Genomic DNA, 18837 nt, shown 5'->3' with positions numbered 1-18837 from the left:
CGGAACAGCAGGGGCCGGTACGTATTCGCCTTCCGTGATCGGTTCGTCCGGTTCACCGGGTTCCGGTCAGGAGGCGGACCCGGACCCGCTCGCGCAGCGGTCCGTGCGGGGCCACCGCGTCCCGGACGCGCTCGGTGAACGCCGGCCTCGCCTCCGGCGCGGGCAGCCGGTCCGGGCTCATCGCCGAAAAAACGCCACCGACGATTTCCTCGACGGTCAGCGGCGCGGAGTACTCGACGACTCGCGCGTCCACGGCGTAGCCGGCGACGGCCAGGGCGTCCGCGTACCGCTTCTGGCTCGCCTCGTCCGTGCCGCAGGTCCGGTGCACCGGGGTGCCGAGATAAGCGGCGAGGACCTCCCGCAGCGCGGCCGACCACGCACTGCTCTGCAGCCACAGCGGCTCGCCGTTGGTCACCACCGCGACACCGCCGCCGAGACGCAGCAGCGGGCGGACCGCCGCGAACAGCCGCTCGTGGTCCATCCAGTGCAACGCCTGCGCCACCGTCACCGCGGCCAGCCGGCCGGGCCCCAAGACCGCGGCCAGCGCGCCGACGCCGGTGTCCGCGCCGAGCAGCCAGCGGACATTCGGCTCGTCGGTCGCGAGACGGGCTTGAGCGAGCATCGCCGGTTCCGGATCCATGCCGAGCACCGCTCCGGCGCGGGGCGCGAGCACCCGCGTGAGCTGGCCGGTGCCGCACCCGAGGTCGAGCACGACGTCGTCGCGGGTCAGTGCGAAGGCCCTGGTCAGTTCTTCGGCCACTTCGGGCGGGTAGCCGCGCCGGAACTTCTGGTAGTACTCGCTCACTTCGCCGCCGAACGCCGATGCCGTCATGCCCCGAGCCTGCCCACGGCACGCAGCGGCCGGGTGTGGTTCCGCGGAGAGCGGACTCAGAAGATCGGCAGCAGGACGCCGTGTTCCGGCTCCGGGCGCGGGCCGAAGATCCGGCGGTCGGCTTCGTCGATCGGGACGTCGTTGATGCTCGCCTCACGCCGGCGCATCAGGCCTTCGTCGCTGAACTCCCACAGTTCGTTGCCGTAGCTGCGGAACCATTGCCCGCCGGCGGTCCGGGACTCGTACTGGAACCGGACGCCGATGCGGTTGCCGCGAAAGCCCCATAGTTCCTTGCGCAAGGCGTAGTCCAGCTCACGCGCCCATTTCTCGGTGAGGAACTCGACGATCTGCGCGCGCCCGACGACGTGGCGGTCGCGGTTCCGCCACACCGAATCCTCGGTGTACGCGAGCGCGACGCGCTCTGGGTCGCGCGTGTTCCACGCGTCTTCCGCGGCCTGGACCTTCTGCCGGGCGGTGTCTTCGTCGAACGGCGGGAACGGCGGGCGCGGGGTCATGACGGGCTCCTTCCGGACGCCGAGAACGTGCGTTCTCAGCTGATGCCGCTAGACTAGAGAACGATCATTCTCAGCGCCAGGGCAGGTGACATGAATTCCACCGAGGCGACCAGCCGGCTGCTGGAGGCCGCCGAAGACCTCTTCTACGCCCACGGCGTGCAAGCGGTCGGGATGGACGCCGTCCGCGAACGTTCCGGCGTCTCGCTCAAGCGGCTCTACCAGTGCTTCCCGGCGAAGAACGACCTGGTCGAGGCCTACCTCCTGCGCCGGGACGAGCGTTGGCGCGGGTCGTTGCGCGAATTCGTCCACGCCCGCGGCGACGACCCGCTCGCCGTGTTCGACTGGCTGAGGAGCTGGTTCGCCGAGCCGGGCTTCCGCGGCTGCGCGTTCGTCAACTCCTTCGGTGAGTTCGGCGAGCCCGCGCCGGGGATCGCCATCGCGATCCGCAAGCACAAGGACGAGGTCCGGGCCTACCTGCGTGGTCTCGTTCCCGGCCAAAACCTCGCCGACCAGCTGTTCTCCCTGATGGAAGGCGCCACCGTGCTCGCCGCGATCACCGGCGACCCCGGCGAAGCGGACACGGCCCGCGAAGCAGCGAAGGTCCTGCTGGCCGCTCAGGGGTAGAGCGTCAGCCCCGGATCGAGCGCGACCTCCGCCAGCTGGCCGAGGCTCAGTGGCGGCGACGGCATGTCCGGCGCGTCACCCAGATTCGCGTCCCTGGCGGTGTTCTGGGCCTCGACGATGACGCCGGTGCCGTCGGGCTTGGCGACGTTCACCCGGCTGACCGTGGGCCCGCTCGCCATGGTGAACGTTTCCTCGACGATCGTCTCGCCGTGCGGTCCGGTCCGGCGGTGGCACGAGCCCTGCGTGTCCGCGGGTGCCGGGCCGCACTCGGTCGCCGGGGAGGCGTTGCCGCCGAGCCGGGTGACGACGGCCCAGACGTTGCCCTTGTGCGCCTTTTCCGTGGTCGAGGCCGCGGCCATGAAGTAGTCCTCGCCGCCGCTGCACACGCCGCCGTCCTGCGGCACCAGCGCGGAAAAGACGTGGAAGAAGGACAGCGGCCCGTGCTGGGTGCCCTTCGGGTACTGCCCCAGCGTGTGGACGCCCAGCGTCGTGCCCGCGGCGACGCGCTGCCGGACGGCGTCGGTGAGCACCGTCGTCAGCCGGTCCGCCACCACGTTCGCTTTCTCGCGGAGCGGTGCCGTGGTCGGCCGCGGGGCGAGCCTGCACGCATCGGACGACGGGGGCGGCGGCGCCGCTCCCGTCGGCGCCGCTCCCGGCTGCACCACGCTCGGCGCGGGACCGCCCGGGGCGAGGACGAGCACCGCGCCGGCGGCCACCGCCGCGACGCTCGCGCCCGCGGCGGTCCACGGGTTCACGACGCGGCGCACCCGCGCCCGGCGGCGTTCGCGGTCCAGGACCTCCTCGACGTCCACTGTGGACGGTGGCACGACGCCGATCGCCGCGTCGAACTGTTCCCTGCTCATTTTCCCTCCATCAGCTCTGGCTCGCGGCGACGAGCGCGCGTAGCGAGTCGAGCCCGCGCGCGGTCTGGCTCTTCACGGTTCCGGGCGAACACTCGAGGATCTCGGCGGTCTCCTCGATGGACAGGTCGCAGTAGTAGCGCAGCACCACCGCGGCCCGGCGCCGCGGCGGCAGCGCGTCGAGCAGCTCCAGCAGGCCGAGCCGTTCCACGACGTCGTCGGTGGGCAGCACCGACGGCTCCGGCAGCGTCTCCGCCGGCTCCTCCCGCCGCCACGCCCTGGCCTTCTCGTCCAGCCAAGTCCGCACGAGGATCCGGCGGACGTAGGCGTCGAGGTGCTCCACCTGCCGGGCCCGCGACCAGTGCCGGTAGAGCTTGCCGATCGTGATCGACACGAGGTCGTCGGCGAGATGCCAGTCCCGGCACAGGAGGTAGGCCGTGCGGCGCATGACCTCCATCCGGGCCGTGACGTAGTCGCGGTACCCCGCCTCTTCCGACCGTTTCACCAGTTCCTCCTCGTCGCCCCCACACCTGTCGAACGGGGCTGGCGGGCGCGGGGGTTGCCCGGAGATCGAAATCCGGGCAACCCGCCGCCGCTCGGAGCCCGTTCCACGAACCGGGGGACAGACAGGGAGGAACCATTCCATGAGGAAACCGATCACCGCGGTCATCGCGGTGACCTTGGCCGCGGGCGTGCTCACCGCACCCGGCGCGGCGGCCGCCCCGGCGGGCGGACCGGCGGGCGGACCAGCGGGGACGCCGAGCCGGATCACGCTGGTCACCGGCGACCAGGTGCTGGTCGGCGGCACCGATGTCCGGGTGCTGCCCGCCCGCCGGGACCGCCCCGTGCCGTTCCAGCAGTACGTCCGGCGCGGCGACCATTACGTCCTCCCCGGCGACGCCGCCGGGCTGGTCCGCGCCGGACGGCTCGACGAGCAGCTGTTCAACGTCACCGGCCTGCTGCGCCAGGGCTACGACGACGCCCGCACACCGCACGTGCCGCTGCTGGTCCGCCAGGCGGGCTCAGCGGTCGCCGCCCGGACCGGCGTGGCCGCCCGGCCGGCCGCGCTCGGCTACACCGCGCTCGACGAGCCCAAATCCGGCGCCGCGGCGTTCTGGAACCGGCTCACCACGGAACCCGCCACGCTCGCGGCCGGCACCGCGAAGGTGTGGCTCAACGCGAAGGTGAACGCGAGCCTCGACCAGAGCGTGCCGCAGATCGGCGCCCCCGCGGCGTGGCAGGCGGGCCTGACCGGCCGCGGCGTGACCGTCGCGGTGCTCGACACCGGCATCGCCACCGCCCACCCGGACTTCGCCGGCCGCGTGGGCCCCAGCAAGGACTTCACCGGCAAGGGCAGCGTCGAGGACGGCGCCGGGCACGGCACGCACGTCGCCTCGACGATCGCCGGCTCCGGCGCGGCGTCAGGCGGGAAGTACCGGGGTGTGGCGCCCGACGCGACCCTGGCCGTCGGCAAGGTCCTCGACGACTCCGGCCACGGCACGTTCGACTCGGTCCTGGCCGGCATGCAGTGGGCCGCGACCGAGGCGCACGCCCGCGTCGTGAACATGAGCCTCGGCAGCAGCCCGTCGGACGGGACCGATCCGGTGTCCGAGGCCGTGAACACCCTGACCCGCGACCACGGGACGCTGTTCGTCATCGCCGCGGGCAACTCCGGCCAGGACGAAACCGTCGAGAGCCCGGCGGCGGCCGACGCAGCGCTCGCCGTGGCCAGCGTGTCCAAGAAGGACGTCCTGAGCCCGTTCTCCAGCCGCGGCCCCCGCCCCGGCGACGGCGCCGCCAAGCCGGACATCGCGGCTCCCGGCGAGTCGATCACCGCGGCGCGCCCGGCCGGGATCCCGCCGGAGGGCGAACCCGTCGGCGACGGCTACCAGACCCTGAACGGCACGTCGATGGCGACGCCGCACGTCGCGGGCTCGGCCGCGATCCTGGCCCAGCAGCACGCCGACTGGCCGGCGGAGCGGCTCAAGGCGGCCCTGACCAGCAGCGCGACGCCCATCGACGCCGGACCGGCCGCCGTCGGGACCGGCCGCGTCGACGTAGCCCGCGCGACGACCACGCCGGTCACCGCCACCGGCGGAGCGTCGGCGTACCTCCCCTGGCCCAACCACGGGCTGACCAAGAAGGCCACGGTCACCTGGTACAACTCCGGCCCCACACCGGTCACGCTGGCGCTCTCCACCGACCTCGGCGGCCTGGTCACTTTTCCGACGACCGTGACGGTGCCCGCGGGCGGCAGCACCCCCGTGGAACTCACGTTCGCCGCCCAGGACGGTGCTCCGGGCACCCACTCCGGCATCCTCACCGCCCGCGGGGACGGCGGCGTCAGCACCCGGACCGCGCTGTCGGTCCGGCAGGAGGGGGAGATGTACGACCTGACCATCGGCCTGCTCGACCGCGACGGCAAGCCGTGGGCGCCGACCGGCTACCCGCCGGTGGCGATCATCGACCTCGACACCGGCTCGTTGACCAACGCCGGGCCGGGCACCTACCGGCTGCCGCGCGGCCGGTACGCCGTGCACAGCATCATCGAGACGCCGCGGCCTGGTCAGGAGCCGTCGTACAGCTTCATCAGCCTGCCGGAACTGGCGCTCGACCACGACGTCACGCAGACTCTCGACGCGCGCGACGGCAAGCCGATGTCGCTCGAGCCGGACAACCCCGCGGCGCGCGGCGGCACGTACCGAGTCGACCTGCTCAACCGGGTCACCGCCTGCGCCTGCGTCTTCGCGGACAGCACGGACCTCGACCCGCGCTTCCACGAGGCCTTCGCCGCGACGGTGCCGGGGACCTCGTCGGCCACCTTCGCCTTCAGCCAGGAGCGCCGGGCCACCGAACCGGACCTGGAACTGACCGCGGACGACGGGAAGCCGTTCGCGATCCGGGGCATGTGGCTGGAGTCGACCGCGCCGGCCGGCAGCAGCACGCTGCCGGTGGTGTCCGGTGGGGCCGGCACCCCGGAGGACCTGGCCAGGATCGACGCCCAGGGCAAGCTGGTGGTCATCCAGCTGCCGGTGGACACGTCGGTCATCGAGGCCTATCAGCGGCTCGCGAACGTCGAGCACGCCGGGGCGAAGCTCGGCCTGGTCTCCGTCTCGGGCGACGCGGCCGCGGCCACGGTGCTCGGCGGCGGTATCCCGACGCTGACCATGCCGACGATCTCGAGCGGGGTGTCGGTGACCGGACAGCGCCTGGCGGAGCTGGCGAAGAAGGGCGGCGCTTCGGCGACGGTGGTCAGCCGTCCATCGCCGAATTTCCGCTACGAACTCGGCGACGGCGTCGAGCGGGCGGTGACGGCGGCCCGCGTGCAGCGGCCGAAGACGCGTGACCTCGCCGAGGTGCGCACCGCCTACCACGACAACGTCCCCTCGACCATCCGTTACGTCGCCGGGCGCGAGTTCTTCGGCCGGATGGTCGGCTACGGCTACACCGAACTCGTCGCCGACCAGCAGGAACGCACCGAGTACTACTCCCCCGGCCGGTGGGAGACGATGTGGACCGCCAGTCACTTCGGGGAGCTGACGGAGCGGCTCGACCTCGCCGCGGGCCGCAAGTACCAGCTCGCGTGGAACAAGGCCGTGGCCGGGCCGTCGTTGCGCGGGCTGACCGTGACCCACACCGGCGAGCAGCCGCGACCGTGGGCGTGGCGCAAGGACGGCGTCTTCGACATGTGGCTGCCGCTGTTCGGCGACGCCGCCGGACGGCCGCGCACGGCCGAGCCGGCCGCCGGGGACACCGGTTCGATGAGTCTCTCGAAGGACGGCGTCGCGATTCCCGTGTCACCGGACGAGCCGGGCCGGGCCTCGATCCCGGTGCCGGACGCCGACGGCGCGTACCGGCTCACCGCGGACGTCCACCGGCACGCCGACTGGTGGCCACTGTGGACGGACGTGTCGGCGGAGTGGGGCTTCCGCTCGTCGGCCGCCGCGGACGGCAAGGCCCTGCCGCTGCTCACCGCCCGGTTCGACCCGGCGGTCGACCTCCGCAACCGCGCGCCCGGCAACTGCGTCCTGACGTTCCCGGCCTACGTGGAGCGCCAAGGCGGTGGGGTCGGCAGCAAGCTCGCCGTCGAGACGTCCACGGACGACGGGCACACCTGGCAGCCCGCGCCAGTTCTGCGGACCGGCGATCACTGGACCGTCGTGGTGCGGAACCCGGCGAGCGGTTTCGTCTCGCTGCGGGCGAGCGCGTCGGACAACGACGGGAACACCGTGCGGCAGACGGTGATCCGGGCCTACGCGATCTCCTGACGCGGAAATGAACCGGTCCGGTGACGGGGAGCCGCCGTCACCGGACCGGTCCGGACCACACCATCCCAATCAGTGTGGATCCGGCCGCCCCTCGTCAGGTAGGGGCGACCGGGGCCCCTGCTACCGGGCGTCCGTGAGGTACCGCGCGTAGGCACCCGTGGTGAGGAAGCTCGGCAGCTTCTCGCCCAGCGCGGTTTCGGTGAAGATCTCGTACGCGTCGTCAAGGCGGTTGCCCGCACCCAGCTCGGCGCGCACCGACGCGAGTTCGTCGTTCAGGAACTCGACCGCCAGCTCGTGGGTCAGCGCCGTGCCGTCCTCGAGCTTCGTGCCGTTGCGGATCCACTGCCACACCTGGCAGCGCGCGATTTCCGCGGTGGCGGCGTCCTCCATCAGGTTGTGGATCGCCGCCGCGCCGGTGCCGCGCAGCCACGCGTCGACGTACCGCAGCGCGACGTTGATGTTCGCGCGCACGCCCGCCTCGGTGACCTCACCGCCGGCGCTGGCCACGTCCAGGAGGTCTTCGGCGGTGACATGGACGTCTTCGCGCAGCTTGCCGAGCTGGTTGGGCCAGCCGCCGAGCACGTTGTCGAAGACCTCGCGGCAGATCGGGACCAAGCCGGGGTGCGCGACCCACGAGCCGTCGAAACCGTCGCCGGCCTCGCGTTCCTTGTCCGCGCGGACCTTCTCGGCCGCGGTCGCGTTGACCTCGGGGTCCTTGCTCGGGATGAACGCGGCCATGCCGCCGATGGCGTGCGCGCCGCGCCGGTGGCAGGTGCGCACCAGCAGCTCGGTGTAGGCGCGCATGAACGGCACGGTCATGGTGACCTGCGCGCGGTCCGGCAGCACGAAGTCGGCGCCGTGCGCGGCGAAGTTCTTGATCATGCTGAAGATGTAGTCCCAGCGACCGGCGTTCAGTCCGGCGGCGTGCTCACGCAGCTCGTAAAGGATTTCGTCCATCTCGAACGCGGCGGTGATCGTCTCGATCAGCACGGTGGCGCGGATGGTGCCGCGTGGGATGCCCAGCTCGCGCTGCGCCAGCAGGAAGACGTCGTTCCAGAGCCGCGCTTCGAGGTGATTCTCCAGCTTCGGCAGGTAGAAGTACGGGCCGACGCCGCGGGCGAGCAGCTGGCGCGCGTTGTGGAAGAAGAACAGCCCGAAATCGACCAGGCTCGCCGACACCGGACGGCCGTCGATGCGGATGTGCTTCTCCACCAGGTGCCAGCCGCGGGGCCGCGCGACGATCGTCGCGGGGTCGTCGCCGATCGTGTAGTGCTTGCCCGCCGACGTGCTCTTTCCCGCGGAGGCGGCATTGGACACGGCCTCGGTGGTGAAGTCGATGTTGCGGCGGATCGCGTCGAACAGGTTGAGCTGGCCGTCGATGACGTTGTGCCACGTCGGCGACGTCGCGTCCTCGAAATCCGCCAGCCACACCTTCGCGCCGGAGTTCAGCGCGTTGACCGTCATCTTGCGGTCGGTCGGGCCGGTGATCTCGACGCGGCGGTCCTCCAGGCCCGGTGCAGTCGGGGCGACGTGCCACGACTCGTCGTCTCGGATCCGGCTGGTCTCCGGCAGGAAGCCGAGCGGCTTCTCCCCCGACTGCAGTTCCTCGCGCCGCACGCGGCGGGCGTCGAGCAGCTCGCGCCGGCGGCCGGCGAACGTGTTGTCCAGCTTGGCCAGGAAGTCGAGTGCCGCCGGGGTCAGGATCTCCGCGAACCGGCCCTCGACCGGGCCGGTGACCTCGATGCGGTAGTTCAGCCGATCAACCATGGTGTGCCTCCGCGAGCTGTGGGCGGGGAAGGAAGAAGGGGAGGGTCGCGGCCTGACGACGGAGGGGGGTGCCGTCGTCAGGCCGCGGCCGGGGTCAGTGGAACTGCGCTTCCTCGGTGGAGCCCTTGAGCGCGGTGGTCGAGCTCTCCGGGTTCAGCGCGGTGGCGATCTTGTCGAAGTAGCCGGTGCCGACCTCACGCTGGTGCTTGGTCGCGGTGTAGCCACGGCTCTCCGAAGCGAACTCGCGCTCCTGCAGGTCGACGTAGGCGGTCATGCCCTCGCGGGCGTAGCCGTGCGCCAGGTCGAACATCGAGTAGTTCAGCGCGTGGAAGCCGGCCAGGGTGATGAACTGGAACTTGTAGCCCATGTGGCCGAGCTCGCGCTGGAACTTCGCGATCGTCGCGTCGTCCAGGTGCTTCTTCCAGTTGAACGACGGCGAGCAGTTGTAGGCCAGCATCTGGTCCGGGAACTTCGCCTTGATCGCCTCGGCGTACTTGCGCGCCACCTCGAGGTCCGGCTCGGAGGTCTCCATCCAAAGCAGGTCCGCGTACTGGGCGTAGGCCAGGCCGCGCTCGATGCACGGCTGGATGCCGTTGGTGACCTCGTAGAAGCCCTCGGCGGTGCGGCCGCCGGTGAGGAACTGCCGGTCGCGCTCGTCGACGTCGCTGGTCAGCAGCGTCGCGGCCTGCGCGTCGGTGCGGGCGACGATCAGCGACGGCACGTTCAGCACGTCCGCGGCGAGGCGCGCGGCGTTCAGCGTGCGCTCGTGCTGCTTGGTCGGGATCAGCACCTTGCCGCCGAGGTGACCACACTTCTTCTCGGACGCGAGCTGGTCTTCCCAGTGCACGCCCGCGGCGCCGGCCGCGATCATGCCCTTCATCAGCTCGAACGCGTTGAGCGGACCACCGAAGCCGGCCTCGGCGTCGGCGACGATCGGGGCGTACCAGTCAATAACATCACTGCCGGTGTTGGCGCTGTTGAATCCTTCAGCCCAGCTGATCTGGTCGGCGCGGCCCAGCGCGTTGTTGATCCGGCGGACCACGGCCGGCACCGAGTTGGCCGGGTAGAGGCTCTGGTCGGGGTAGGTCTGGCCGGACAGGTTGGCGTCGGCCGCGACCTGCCAGCCGGACAGGTAGATGGCCTGCAGGCCCGCGCGGACCTGCTGGACGGCCTGGTTGCCGGTGAGCGCGCCGAGCGCGTGGATGTAGTCCTCGGTGTGCAGCAGGTCCCACAGCTTCTCCGCGCCGCGGCGGCCCAGGGTGTGCTCCTCGACCACGCTGCCGCGCAGCTTGACGACGTCCTCAGCCGAGTAGGAGCGCTGCACGCCCGCCCAGCGGGGGTCGCTCGCCCACTGCGCGGCCAGCTCCGCGGCCGCCTGCTTGGCCTGTTCCGTCATCGGACTCTCCCGGTGTTGCGAAGTTTGCGATTGCTCGCCTTGCATGACCAGACCCTGACACGCCAGCGAAAACGAGGTCCAGTTGGCGAATTTGCCAATTTGTGCGAAGAGTCCGTACGCTCTTTGCAAAGGTTGCGAATCGACTGATTCGCAAGTGGTCAAGAATCTGCGTTCTTGACCGTTCACGTAACCGTTCAGGACCGGAAACCTTCCGGAAAGGAGGGCACGAATGGAGAAGACTTTCGCCGGCGCGCGGTTGCGGCACCTCCGCGAAAGCCGCTCGATGAGCCAGGCCGACCTGGCCCGTGTGCTGGAGATCTCACCCAGCTACCTCAACCAGATCGAGCACAACTCGCGCCCGCTGACCGTGCCCGTCCTGATGCGGATCACGCAGGCGTTCGGCGTCGACACCGAGTTCTTCGCCAACAACGACACGTCCCGGCTGGTCGCCGATGTCAAGGAAGCGCTGCTCGACGAGGTGCTCGGCATCGACGTCACGACCGGCGAGCTCAACGAGCTGGCGTCCAACCTGCCGGCGATCGCCCAGGCACTGGTCAAGCTGCACCGCAGCTACCGCAACGCCGTCGAAAACACCGCCGCGCTGACCACGGAAAACGGCCTGGGCCTGCACGGCAGCGCCGCCGCGCCGCTGCCGCACGAGGAGGTCCGCGACTTCTTCTACGAGCGCGAGAACCATGTCGCCGAACTGGACGAACGCGCCGAGAAGATGGCCGCGGACATCCCGCTGCGGCGCGGCCAGGTGCTGGGCGCCCTGAAGGAACGCCTTTCGCAGCGCTACGGCGTCGACGTGACCAGCGAGGGCATCGACGAATCCGCCGGCCAGCAGCACCGCTACGAGCCGGCCACCCGGGTGCTGCGGCTGGCGCCGAGCCTGCGGGTCGGGCAGCAGGCGTTCCGGATGGCCTCCCAGATCGCGCTGCTGGAGTACGACGACCTGATCACCGAGCTCGCCGACTCGTGGGCGTTCTCCGGCCCGGCCGCCCGGTCGCTCGCCCGCGTCGGCCTGGCGAACTACTTCGCCGGGGCGCTGATCCTCCCCTACGGCCCGTTCCTCGCCTCGGCCGAACGGTTCCGCTACGACATCGAGCGGCTGTGCGACCACTACGGCGTCGGTTTCGAGACGATCTGCCACCGGCTGTCCACGCTGCAGCGGCCCAAGCAGCGCGCGGTGCCGTTCTCGTTCGTGCGGGTGGACCGGGCCGGGAACATGTCGAAGCGGCAGTCCGCGGCCGGGTTCCACTTCTCCCGCGTGGGCGGCGCTTGCCCGCTGTGGAACATCTACGAGGCGTTCACCCAGCCGGGCAAGATCCTCACCCAGATCGCGACGCTGCCCGACGGCAAGAGCTACTTCTGGGTCGCGCGCACGGTGTCGCGCAACATCGGCGGCTACGGCAGCCCCGGCAAGACGTTCACCGTCGGCCTGGGCTGCGAGCTGCGGCACGCCGGGCGGCTCGTCTACTCGACCGGTCTCGACCTGGACGAGCCCGCCGCGGCGACCCCGATCGGCATGGGCTGCAAAGTCTGCGAACGCCCGGCGTGCTCACAGCGCGCGTTCCCGACGATCGGCAAGCAGCTCACCGTCGACGAGAACACCAGCACCTTCGTCCCCTATCCGGCGGTGCCGAAGAGCTGATCACCCGATCACGTGCGTGGTCCACTTCTTCTCGTCCGGGCCGAGCACCGTGATCCTGCTCAGGAGCTCCTTCGCGGTGACGCCCCCGATCTTCGGCTGGTTGAACGAGACGCAGGCCTTCAGCCCGTTCTTCGTCACGCACTCCGGTTCGCCGAGGCCGTCCGTGGGGCCGCCGGGGGGCGAGACGTTGATCGTCGCCAGCGCGCCGTCCGACGAGTACTGCAGCACCAGCCGCCACGGGACGCCGTCCTGGTCCGGGCGGCGCGTCAGGTAACCGTCGCTGAGCCGGAACGAGTCCGGCAGGCTCGAGATGCGCAGCGGCAGCGGCACCGCCTTGTTCCCGAACCGCACGTCGGCGGCGACCCGCGTCAGGACCTGCTGCAGGTCCGGGACCGCGAGGTAGTACGCGTGCAGCTCGGCCCACTGGCCGGTCGGCACCGGCCAGCGCAGGTAGCTCTGGCCGTGGTTCAGCGGGTCGTTCGCGTCGGTCGTCAGCCAGTAGCCGTCGCTGCCGCCGACCCGGACCGGGATCCGCGTCGGCTGTCCGCCCAGGTCGCGCGGGACGGGCGGTTCCTTGTCGTGGATCGACAACCAGATCATCGGGGGCAGCTCGCCGCGGCCGATGGCCAGCGTGGTGTCGCCGTGCGCGCCGACGGCGTACTCGACGCCCGTGATCTGCTCCGGCAGCCAGGCGAAGCTCGCCCTCGCCACGATCGGGTCGCCGAAGGGCGCCGGCACGACGGTCGCGGGGCTCGGTGCGGGCGCCACGGCCACCGGCGCGGGTGCTGCGGACGGCCGGAACACCGACACCGCCGTCACCCCGCCGGCCGCCACCACCGCGGCAGAGCCCACGACCAGCGCGGTGGTCCGCACGCGACGACGGCGTCCCCCGATCCGGCGAGCACGGTCGACGTCGATCCGGGGCGGCGGCGCGGGCGCGTCGGCCAGGTCCTTCAGCATCGTGGTCAGTTCGTGGTCGGTCATGGTCGTCCCTCCGGAATGCTGACGGGCTCGCGCAGCAGCTCGCGCAGCGTGTCGACGGCCTTCGCGGTCTGGCTCTTGACGGTGCCTTCGGAGCAGCCCAGCGCCCGCGCGGCGTCCGCGACCGGCAGGTCGCAGAAGTACCGCAGGACGACCGTGGCGCGCTGCCGCGCCGGCAGACGTTCCAGCGCGGCGCGCAGGTCGAGGGCCAGTTCGACGTCCGAGCCGGGGGCGGGTGGGTCCTGGTCGTTTTGGCGCAAATCCACGCGCCGCCACCACGACGTCCGCTGCTCCGCCAGGAACGTGTTGACCAGCGTGCGGCGGGCGTACCCATCCAGGTTGTCCGCCCGCCTGGCGCGATGCCAGTTCGTGTACAGGCGGGTGATCGCGGACTGGACCAGGTCGTCGGCCCGGTGCCAGTCGCCGCAGAGCAAGTACGCCACCTTGCGCAGCCAAGCCGCCCTCGTGGTCACGTACTCGGTGAAGCCGCCGTCCATCGGCGCCCCCCATCTTGTCGTCACCCCTTTGATGCGCCCGGGAGCCCGGGCGGTTGCCCGCGACACCCGAGTCGTAGATTCACCGGGGTGCACGACATCGACACGGTGACCGCGGCGACGATCGAAAAGGCCGCCGAGCGGCTGGCCGGGGTGGTGACCAGGACGCCGCTGGAACCGAGCGCCCGGCTGTCGGCCCGCGTGGACGCCCGGGTCTGGGTGAAACGCGAGGACCTCCAGACGGTCCGGTCGTACAAGATCCGGGGTGCCTACAACTTCCTCGTCCAGCTCGACGAGCCGACCCGCGAGCTCGGCGTCGTCTGCGCCAGCGCGGGCAACCACGCCCAGGGCGTCGCGTACGCGTGCCGGCGGCTCGGCGCGAACGGCCGCGTGTACGTCCCTGGCACCACGCCGCGGCAGAAGCGGGAACGCATCGCCACGCTCGGTGGCGCGCACATCGAGGTCATCGTCGTCGGCGAAACGTACGAAGACGCCTTCGCCGCGGCCAACGAGGACGCCCAGCGCACCGGCGCGACGCTGGTGCCCGCGTTCGACGACGTCCGCACGGTCGCCGGCCAGGGCACGGTCGCCCTGGAGGTCGTCGAGCAGCTGGGCTTCGTCCCGGACGTCGTGATCGTCCCGGTCGGCGGCGGCGGGCTGCTCGCCGGCGTGGGCAGCTGGCTGCGCGAGCGGCACCAGGGGGTCCGGATCGTCGGCGTCGAACCCGCGGGCGCGGCCTGCCTGGCCGCGGCCCTCGAGGCCGGCCACCCGGTGCGGCTGCCCGAGCTCGACTCGTTCGTCGACGGCGCCGCCGTGCGCGAGGCCGGCGCGGTGACGTACCCGCTGATCCGCGAAAGCGGCGCCGAGCTGACCGCGGTCGCCGAGGGCGCGGTGTGCACCGAGATGCTGGCGATGTACCAGTCCGACGGGATCATCGCCGAGCCGGCGGGGGCGCTCGCGGCGGCGGCGCTCGGCACGGTCGTCGACGTCGAGCCCGGCCAGACGGTCGTCTGCCTGATCTCCGGTGGCAACAACGACGTCAGCCGCTACAGCGAGATCCTCGAACGCTCGCTGATGCACGAAGGGCTGAAGCACTACTTCCTGGTCGGCTTCCCGCAGGAGCCCGGCGCGCTGCGGCGGTTCCTCGAGCAGGTCCTCGGGCCCGAGGACGACATCACCCGCTTCGAGTACGTCAAGCGCACCAACCGCGAGATGGGCCCGGCGCTGGTCGGCGTGGAGATCGCCCGGCCGGCCGACCTCCCGGGACTGCTGGCCCGGATGGACGCGAGCCCCCTGCAAGTCGAGCGGATCGAGCCCGGCAGCCCCCTGTTCCACTTCCTGCTGTGAGGACGTGGTCCACTAGTCGGATGGTGAAGGTCGACGGGGTCCGCAGTGTCGAGGCGTTGCGCGAAAAAGTCCACGAGGGTGCGGAGCCCGAGTACCTGCTGTTCTACGGCCACACGCCGTCGAAGTCGGGACGGGTGACGGCGAGCTGCCTGAGCCAGTGGTGGCTCGACCCGTTCGAGGCCGGCGGTGTCGTCTACCCGACCGCCGAGCACTACATGATGGCCGGCAAGGCGGAGCTGTTCGGTGACCACGAGAAGGCCGAGCTGATCCGGCAGACCCCCGACCCGAAGGCGGCGAAGGTGCTCGGCCGCGAAGTCGCCGACTACGACGCCGCGACCTGGGAACGGCACCGGTTCGACATCGTCGTCGACGGCAACCTGGCCAAGTTCCGCGCCCACCGCGACCTGCGCCGGTTCCTGCTCGGCACCGGCGACGCCGTGCTCGTCGAGGCGTCCAAGAAGGACCTCGTCTGGGGCACCGGGCTCGCCCGCGAGGAGAAGAACGCGACCAAGCCGGACTACTGGCGCGGGCTGAACCTGCTCGGCTTCGCGCTGATGGAGGTCCGCGAGCAGCTGCGGGCCCGGTAGCAGCGGGAAGTCAGGGACAGTCGGAGTCGCCGCCGCTCCGCTCGACGCAGTGCGCCGGCTCCGGCGGCGGTGGCGGTGGCGGGCCGGGATGGGTCTGGGCCCACCGGACCGCCGCCACCACGGCGACCACGACGACGACGCTCCCGTAGAACCAGGTCCAGCCCCATCGCCGCGTGGTCGCCGAAACGACCACGCCGGCGACCGGGATGCCCGCGCCGAGCCAGGACGCCCACCGGAAGGTGCCGCTCGCCGCCGCGGGGTCGCCGGGCCCCAGTCCCATGCCGCCCGCCGTCAGCGCGCCCTGGACGAACATCAGCGGAACGACGACCAGCCACGTCACCGCCCCCACGGCGAGCAGGGCGGACACGGCCACGTCCCGGAAGTCGCGCCACACGGGTCAGCCGCCCGGGCATTCGTTGGTGCCGCCGCTGTGCTCGACGCAGTGGCCGAGGAACCCGAGCAGCACCAGGAACGGGACGACGAGCAGCAGGACCACGGCGAACAACGCGAGCACAGCCGACGTCAGGACGGCCCGGTTCTCCCCCACCGGGCCAGTATGGCCGCCCGCTACTGGTCGCCGAGCGTCTTTTGGAGCGCTTTGTTGGCCTTCCGCGCCATGTCCGCGACAGCCTCGCGACGCGCGGCGTCGGCCGCGTAGTCGTCCTCGCGGTTGCGGACCACCCGGGCCGGCGCGCCGACCGCGATCGAGTAGTCCGGAATGTCACCACGGACGACCGAGTGCGCGCCCAGCACGCTGCCGCGGCCGATGCGGGTGCCCTTCAGCACGCTGACCTTGGTGCCGAGCCAGGTGTCCGGCCCGATCCGCACCGGCGACTTCACGATGCCCTGGTCCTTGATCGGCACGTGGATGTCCGAAATGACGTGATCGAAGTCACAGATGTACACCCAGTCGGCGACCAGCGTGGCCGCGCCGAGCTCGATGTCGAGGTAGCAGTTGATGACGTTCTGGCGGCCGAACACGGACTTGTCGCCGATCCGCAACGATCCCTCGTGACAACGGATCGCGTTGCCGTCGCCGATGTGGACCCAGCGGCCGATCTCCAGCCGCCCGTACCCGGGGCGGCAGTGGATCTCGACGTCTTTGCCGAGGAAGAGCATCCCCCGCAGGATGATGTGCGGGTTGGCCAGCCGGAACTTGAGCAGCCGGTAGTACCGGACCAGGTACCAGGGCGTGTACGCGCGGTTGCGCAGTACCCAGCGCAGCGAGTCGGCGGTCAGGAACTTCGCCTGCCGCGGGTCGCGGCGAGCGCTGCGCCAGGCCCGCACCCGCGACAGCGCGGGCGCACCCCACATCGACGTCATGCCCGTGACCGTAACCTGTGTGCGGGACGGGTTCGCAGGCAAGGGGAGCTGGATGGGCACGAAGCTGATCATCGACACCGACCCGGGCGTCGACGACGCGCTGGCGATCGCGCTGGCGGCGCTGTCCCCGGACGTCGACCTGCTCGGCGTGACGTCGGTTTTCGGCAACGTCCCGCTGGAGCGCACGACGTCCAACGCGCGGCGCCTGCTGGAGCTGTTCGGCCGCGCCGACGTGGCCGTGGCGGCCGGGGCTACGCGGCCGCTGGTGTACTCCAAGCCGCGTGACGCGAAAGCGGTCCACGGCGGTGACGGCCTGTCGGGCCACTCCTCCACGCTGCCCGAGTCGACCCGGCCCCTCGACGAGCGCGACGCCGTCCGCCTGATGCTGGACATCCTCGAAGCGTCGGACGAGCCGGTGACCATCGCGCCGATCGGGCCGCTGACGAACATCGCCGCGCTGCTCGCGGCGCACCCGGGCGCGGCGGCGAAGATCGCGCGGCTGGTGATCATGGGCGGTGGGGTGACGTTCGGCAACAGCACGACCGCCGCCGAGTTCAACATCTGGAGCGACCCCGAAGCGGCACGCCGCGTGCTGGTGGAGGAGGACGTCCCGGTCGTGCTGGTGCCGCTGGACCTGACGCACCGCTGCGCCGTCGACGGCGAGTGGCTGGCGAAGCTCGCGGCGTCGGGGCCGGTCGGCGCCACGCTCGAAGGACTGACGTCGACCTACCGGCAGCACTACACGCGCGTGTTCGGCGAAGACCGGATGGTCATGCACGACGCGGTCGCGGTCGCCGAGGCGATCTCGCCGGGCATCCTGCGCACCGAGACCTACCGCGTCGACGTCGACTGCGGGCTGGGCCCGGCCCGCGGGCAGACCCTGGTCGACCGGCGACGGCTCGGCGAAGACGATCCGCAGTTCGTGCCCGGCCGGCCGATCGAGGTGGCCGTGGACACCGATCTCGACGGCCTGCGCGGCTTCGTCCTCGACCGGCTGACCGGGGCCGCCCGGTGAGCGAGGAGCCCGAGGGCGTCCTGGAGGAGACGGCCGGAGAACCCCGTCGCCGCAAGCCCGTGGTGGTGATCGCCGCCGTGGTCGTCGTCGCGGCCGCGCTGGTGACCGGCGTCCTGCTCGCGCCGAAGCAGCAGGAAACCACGAACGCCGCCGCGACGGTCACGTCGACGCCGCCCAAGTCGCCGACGAGCACGCCACGGACCTCGCCGCAGACCGCAGCGCCGGCCTCGGCGCCGCCGAAGGTGCCGGATGCGAGCGAGTTCGACGCGTGGGCGTCCAAGACCAGCCAGTGGCTCGACGTCCCGCTGCGCGCGATGGTCGGCTACGCGAAGGCGACGACGAAACTCGGCAAGGACGTCCCCGGGTGTCACCTTTCGTGGGTCACGCTGGCCGCGGTCGGAAAAGTGACGACGGATCACGGCCGGGCGCAGGGCGGGCAGCTCGGCACCACCGGCGTGCTGGACAAGCCGCTCGGCACGATCGAGGTGCGCGACTTCTACAACAAGGTCGTTTCCACGGCGAACGCGGCCGGGCCGATGCAGCTGTCCCCGGCGATCTGGGGGAAGTACCAGGCGAGCGCGTCGGGCGGGAAGCCCGATGTCCAAAATATCGACGACGCCGCGTTGACCACCGGCCGCGCGCTCTGCGCCGACGGTCACGACCTGTCCCAGGGCCAGGTGTGGTGGAACTCGGTCAGCGCGCTGCAGCCGGCGCCGCTGTTCCTGCACCGCACGCTGGCCACGGTGAACGTCTACGGCACGGTCGGCCAGGGCTCGGCGGCGCCGAACGCGGCGGTGCTGAGCGCAGTGAACTTCGCCATCGACAAGATCGGCCTCCCCTACATCTGGGGCGGCAACGGCACCGGCGGCAACGACCCGGGCTTCGACTGCTCGGGCTTGACGACGGCGGCGTACGGAAGCGCCGGCGTCAAGCTGATGCGCACGGCCGACACGCAGTTCCGGAGCGTCCCGCACGTGACCGACCCGCAGCTGGGCGACCTGATCTTCTACGGCGAGCCGGCGACGAAGATCCACCACGTCGGCCTCTACATCGGCAACCAGCAGATGATCGATGCGCCGCAGACCGGCCAGGCGGTGCAGGTCCACTCGTACCGCAGGGACGGCGACGACTACGCGGGGGCGGGCCGTCCGACGAATTAGGCTTTATTGCAGCT

Annotated in this window: 18 protein-coding genes; 7 read left to right on the top strand and 11 right to left on the bottom strand. The window is 71.4% G+C overall.

What is annotated here, in order from left to right; translation table 11 throughout:
- Window positions 1-52 precede the first annotated feature (52 nt).
- Both A3CE_RS0131865 and A3CE_RS0131860 read right to left on the bottom strand, forming a co-directional pair.
- Complete coding sequence (locus tag A3CE_RS0131865) at window positions 53-832, bottom strand: class I SAM-dependent methyltransferase (protein ID WP_020644161.1); 780 nt, start codon at window positions 830-832, stop codon at window positions 53-55.
- A gap of 56 nt (window positions 833-888) precedes the next feature.
- The gene (locus A3CE_RS0131860) at window positions 889-1347 is read right to left on the bottom strand and encodes a nuclear transport factor 2 family protein (RefSeq protein WP_020644160.1); all 459 of its coding nucleotides are present in this window, start codon (window positions 1345-1347) and stop codon (window positions 889-891) included.
- A gap of 90 nt (window positions 1348-1437) precedes the next feature.
- On the opposite strand from A3CE_RS0131860, the gene A3CE_RS0131855 reads away from it, so the two are divergent.
- The gene (locus tag A3CE_RS0131855; protein WP_020644159.1) at window positions 1438-1971 is read left to right on the top strand and encodes a TetR/AcrR family transcriptional regulator; all 534 of its coding nucleotides are present in this window, start codon (window positions 1438-1440) and stop codon (window positions 1969-1971) included.
- On the opposite strand, the gene A3CE_RS0131850 is transcribed toward A3CE_RS0131855, so the two are convergent.
- Entirely contained in the window at window positions 1962-2834 is an 873-nt protein-coding gene (locus A3CE_RS0131850) for a hypothetical protein (RefSeq protein WP_020644158.1), read from the bottom strand. The genes A3CE_RS0131855 and A3CE_RS0131850 overlap by 10 nt on opposite strands.
- Before the next feature lie 10 nt (window positions 2835-2844).
- Entirely contained in the window at window positions 2845-3336 is a 492-nt protein-coding gene (locus A3CE_RS0131845; protein WP_020644157.1) for a SigE family RNA polymerase sigma factor, read from the bottom strand.
- Between the two features lie 139 nt (window positions 3337-3475).
- Here A3CE_RS0131845 and A3CE_RS55505 point away from each other — a divergent pair, with 139 nt between their 5' ends.
- Entirely contained in the window at window positions 3476-7099 is a 3624-nt protein-coding gene (locus tag A3CE_RS55505) for a S8 family serine peptidase (protein ID WP_020644156.1), read from the top strand.
- A 120-nt stretch (window positions 7100-7219) separates the two neighbouring features.
- On the opposite strand, the gene aceB is transcribed toward A3CE_RS55505, so the two are convergent.
- A complete protein-coding gene (gene aceB / locus A3CE_RS0131835) occupies window positions 7220-8866 on the bottom strand; it encodes a malate synthase A (protein ID WP_020644155.1) in 1647 nt (548 codons plus the stop codon).
- 94 nt (window positions 8867-8960) lie between these two features.
- Complete coding sequence (gene aceA / locus A3CE_RS0131830; protein ID WP_020644154.1) at window positions 8961-10262, bottom strand: isocitrate lyase; 1302 nt, start codon at window positions 10260-10262, stop codon at window positions 8961-8963.
- A gap of 229 nt (window positions 10263-10491) precedes the next feature.
- Between aceA and A3CE_RS0131825 the strand changes: the two genes are divergently transcribed.
- Window positions 10492-11916, top strand: coding sequence for a short-chain fatty acyl-CoA regulator family protein (locus tag A3CE_RS0131825; protein ID WP_020644153.1), 1425 nt, complete (start codon window positions 10492-10494; stop codon window positions 11914-11916).
- Here the strand turns inward: A3CE_RS0131825 and A3CE_RS0131820 are convergent, their stop codons facing one another.
- The gene (locus A3CE_RS0131820; RefSeq protein ID WP_020644152.1) at window positions 11917-12900 is read right to left on the bottom strand and encodes a hypothetical protein; all 984 of its coding nucleotides are present in this window, start codon (window positions 12898-12900) and stop codon (window positions 11917-11919) included.
- Complete coding sequence (locus A3CE_RS0131815) at window positions 12897-13394, bottom strand: SigE family RNA polymerase sigma factor (RefSeq protein ID WP_020644151.1); 498 nt, start codon at window positions 13392-13394, stop codon at window positions 12897-12899. Before A3CE_RS0131815 ends, A3CE_RS0131820 begins: the two co-directional genes overlap by 4 nt.
- Window positions 13395-13481: 87 nt before the next feature.
- On the opposite strand from A3CE_RS0131815, the gene ilvA reads away from it, so the two are divergent.
- Together ilvA and A3CE_RS0131805 are read left to right on the top strand one after the other, a co-directional pair.
- Complete coding sequence (gene ilvA, locus A3CE_RS0131810; protein WP_020644150.1) at window positions 13482-14738, top strand: threonine ammonia-lyase IlvA; 1257 nt, start codon at window positions 13482-13484, stop codon at window positions 14736-14738.
- 20 nt (window positions 14739-14758) lie between these two features.
- Window positions 14759-15325, top strand: coding sequence for a riboflavin biosynthesis intermediates N-glycosidase (locus A3CE_RS0131805; RefSeq protein WP_020644149.1), 567 nt, complete (start codon window positions 14759-14761; stop codon window positions 15323-15325).
- Window positions 15326-15335: 10 nt separating this feature from the next.
- Here A3CE_RS0131805 and A3CE_RS0131800 read toward each other — a convergent pair whose 3' ends face one another.
- Genes A3CE_RS0131800 through A3CE_RS0131790 form a run of 3 tightly spaced genes read right to left on the bottom strand, consistent with a single transcriptional unit; the run spans window position 15336 to window position 16648 of the window.
- A complete protein-coding gene (locus A3CE_RS0131800) occupies window positions 15336-15692 on the bottom strand; it encodes a DUF6234 family protein (protein ID WP_245589619.1) in 357 nt (118 codons plus the stop codon).
- A 30-nt stretch (window positions 15693-15722) separates the two neighbouring features.
- Window positions 15723-15872, bottom strand: coding sequence for a hypothetical protein (locus A3CE_RS57495; protein ID WP_020644147.1), 150 nt, complete (start codon window positions 15870-15872; stop codon window positions 15723-15725).
- 20 nt (window positions 15873-15892) lie between these two features.
- Window positions 15893-16648: an acyltransferase gene (locus tag A3CE_RS0131790; RefSeq protein ID WP_020644146.1), complete on the bottom strand. Its 756-nt coding sequence runs from the start codon at window positions 16646-16648 to the stop codon at window positions 15893-15895.
- A gap of 52 nt (window positions 16649-16700) precedes the next feature.
- Between A3CE_RS0131790 and A3CE_RS0131785 the strand changes: the two genes are divergently transcribed.
- Window positions 16701-17663, top strand: a complete 963-nt coding sequence (locus A3CE_RS0131785) for a nucleoside hydrolase (protein ID WP_020644145.1) — start codon at window positions 16701-16703, stop codon at window positions 17661-17663.
- Window positions 17664-17722: 59 nt separating this feature from the next.
- On the top strand, window positions 17723-18823 hold the full coding sequence (locus A3CE_RS0131780; protein WP_020644144.1) for a C40 family peptidase: 1101 nt from the start codon (window positions 17723-17725) through the stop codon (window positions 18821-18823).
- The last annotated feature ends 14 nt before the right edge of the window (window positions 18824-18837 follow it).

This window comes from Amycolatopsis balhimycina FH 1894, from assembly GCF_000384295.1.
GTDB classification, from domain to species: domain Bacteria; phylum Actinomycetota; class Actinomycetes; order Mycobacteriales; family Pseudonocardiaceae; genus Amycolatopsis; species Amycolatopsis balhimycina.
The sequence above is the reverse complement of the archived record's forward strand: the minus strand, read 5'-3'. Positions and strand labels throughout refer to the sequence as shown.

Bases quoted from the DNA above. Each gene is read 5' to 3' on its own strand.
- A3CE_RS0131865 (WP_020644161.1), bottom strand. From the start codon at position 832: ATGACGGCATCGGCGTTCGGCGGCGAAGTGAGCGAGTACTACCAGAAG.
- A3CE_RS0131860 (WP_020644160.1), bottom strand. From the start codon at position 1,347: ATGACCCCGCGCCCGCCGTTCCCGCCGTTCGACGAAGACACCGCCCGG.
- A3CE_RS0131855 (WP_020644159.1), top strand. From the start codon at position 1,438: ATGAATTCCACCGAGGCGACCAGCCGGCTGCTGGAGGCCGCCGAAGAC.
- A3CE_RS0131850 (WP_020644158.1), bottom strand. From the start codon at position 2,834: ATGAGCAGGGAACAGTTCGACGCGGCGATCGGCGTCGTGCCACCGTCC.
- A3CE_RS55505 (WP_020644156.1), top strand. From the start codon at position 3,476: ATGAGGAAACCGATCACCGCGGTCATCGCGGTGACCTTGGCCGCGGGC.
- aceB (WP_020644155.1), bottom strand. From the start codon at position 8,866: ATGGTTGATCGGCTGAACTACCGCATCGAGGTCACCGGCCCGGTCGAG.
- aceA (WP_020644154.1), bottom strand. From the start codon at position 10,262: ATGACGGAACAGGCCAAGCAGGCGGCCGCGGAGCTGGCCGCGCAGTGG.
- A3CE_RS0131825 (WP_020644153.1), top strand. From the start codon at position 10,492: ATGGAGAAGACTTTCGCCGGCGCGCGGTTGCGGCACCTCCGCGAAAGC.
- A3CE_RS0131820 (WP_020644152.1), bottom strand. From the start codon at position 12,900: ATGACCGACCACGAACTGACCACGATGCTGAAGGACCTGGCCGACGCG.
- A3CE_RS0131815 (WP_020644151.1), bottom strand. From the start codon at position 13,394: ATGGACGGCGGCTTCACCGAGTACGTGACCACGAGGGCGGCTTGGCTG.
- A3CE_RS0131805 (WP_020644149.1), top strand. From the start codon at position 14,759: ATGGTGAAGGTCGACGGGGTCCGCAGTGTCGAGGCGTTGCGCGAAAAA.
- A3CE_RS0131790 (WP_020644146.1), bottom strand. From the start codon at position 16,648: ATGACGTCGATGTGGGGTGCGCCCGCGCTGTCGCGGGTGCGGGCCTGG.
- A3CE_RS0131785 (WP_020644145.1), top strand. From the start codon at position 16,701: ATGGGCACGAAGCTGATCATCGACACCGACCCGGGCGTCGACGACGCG.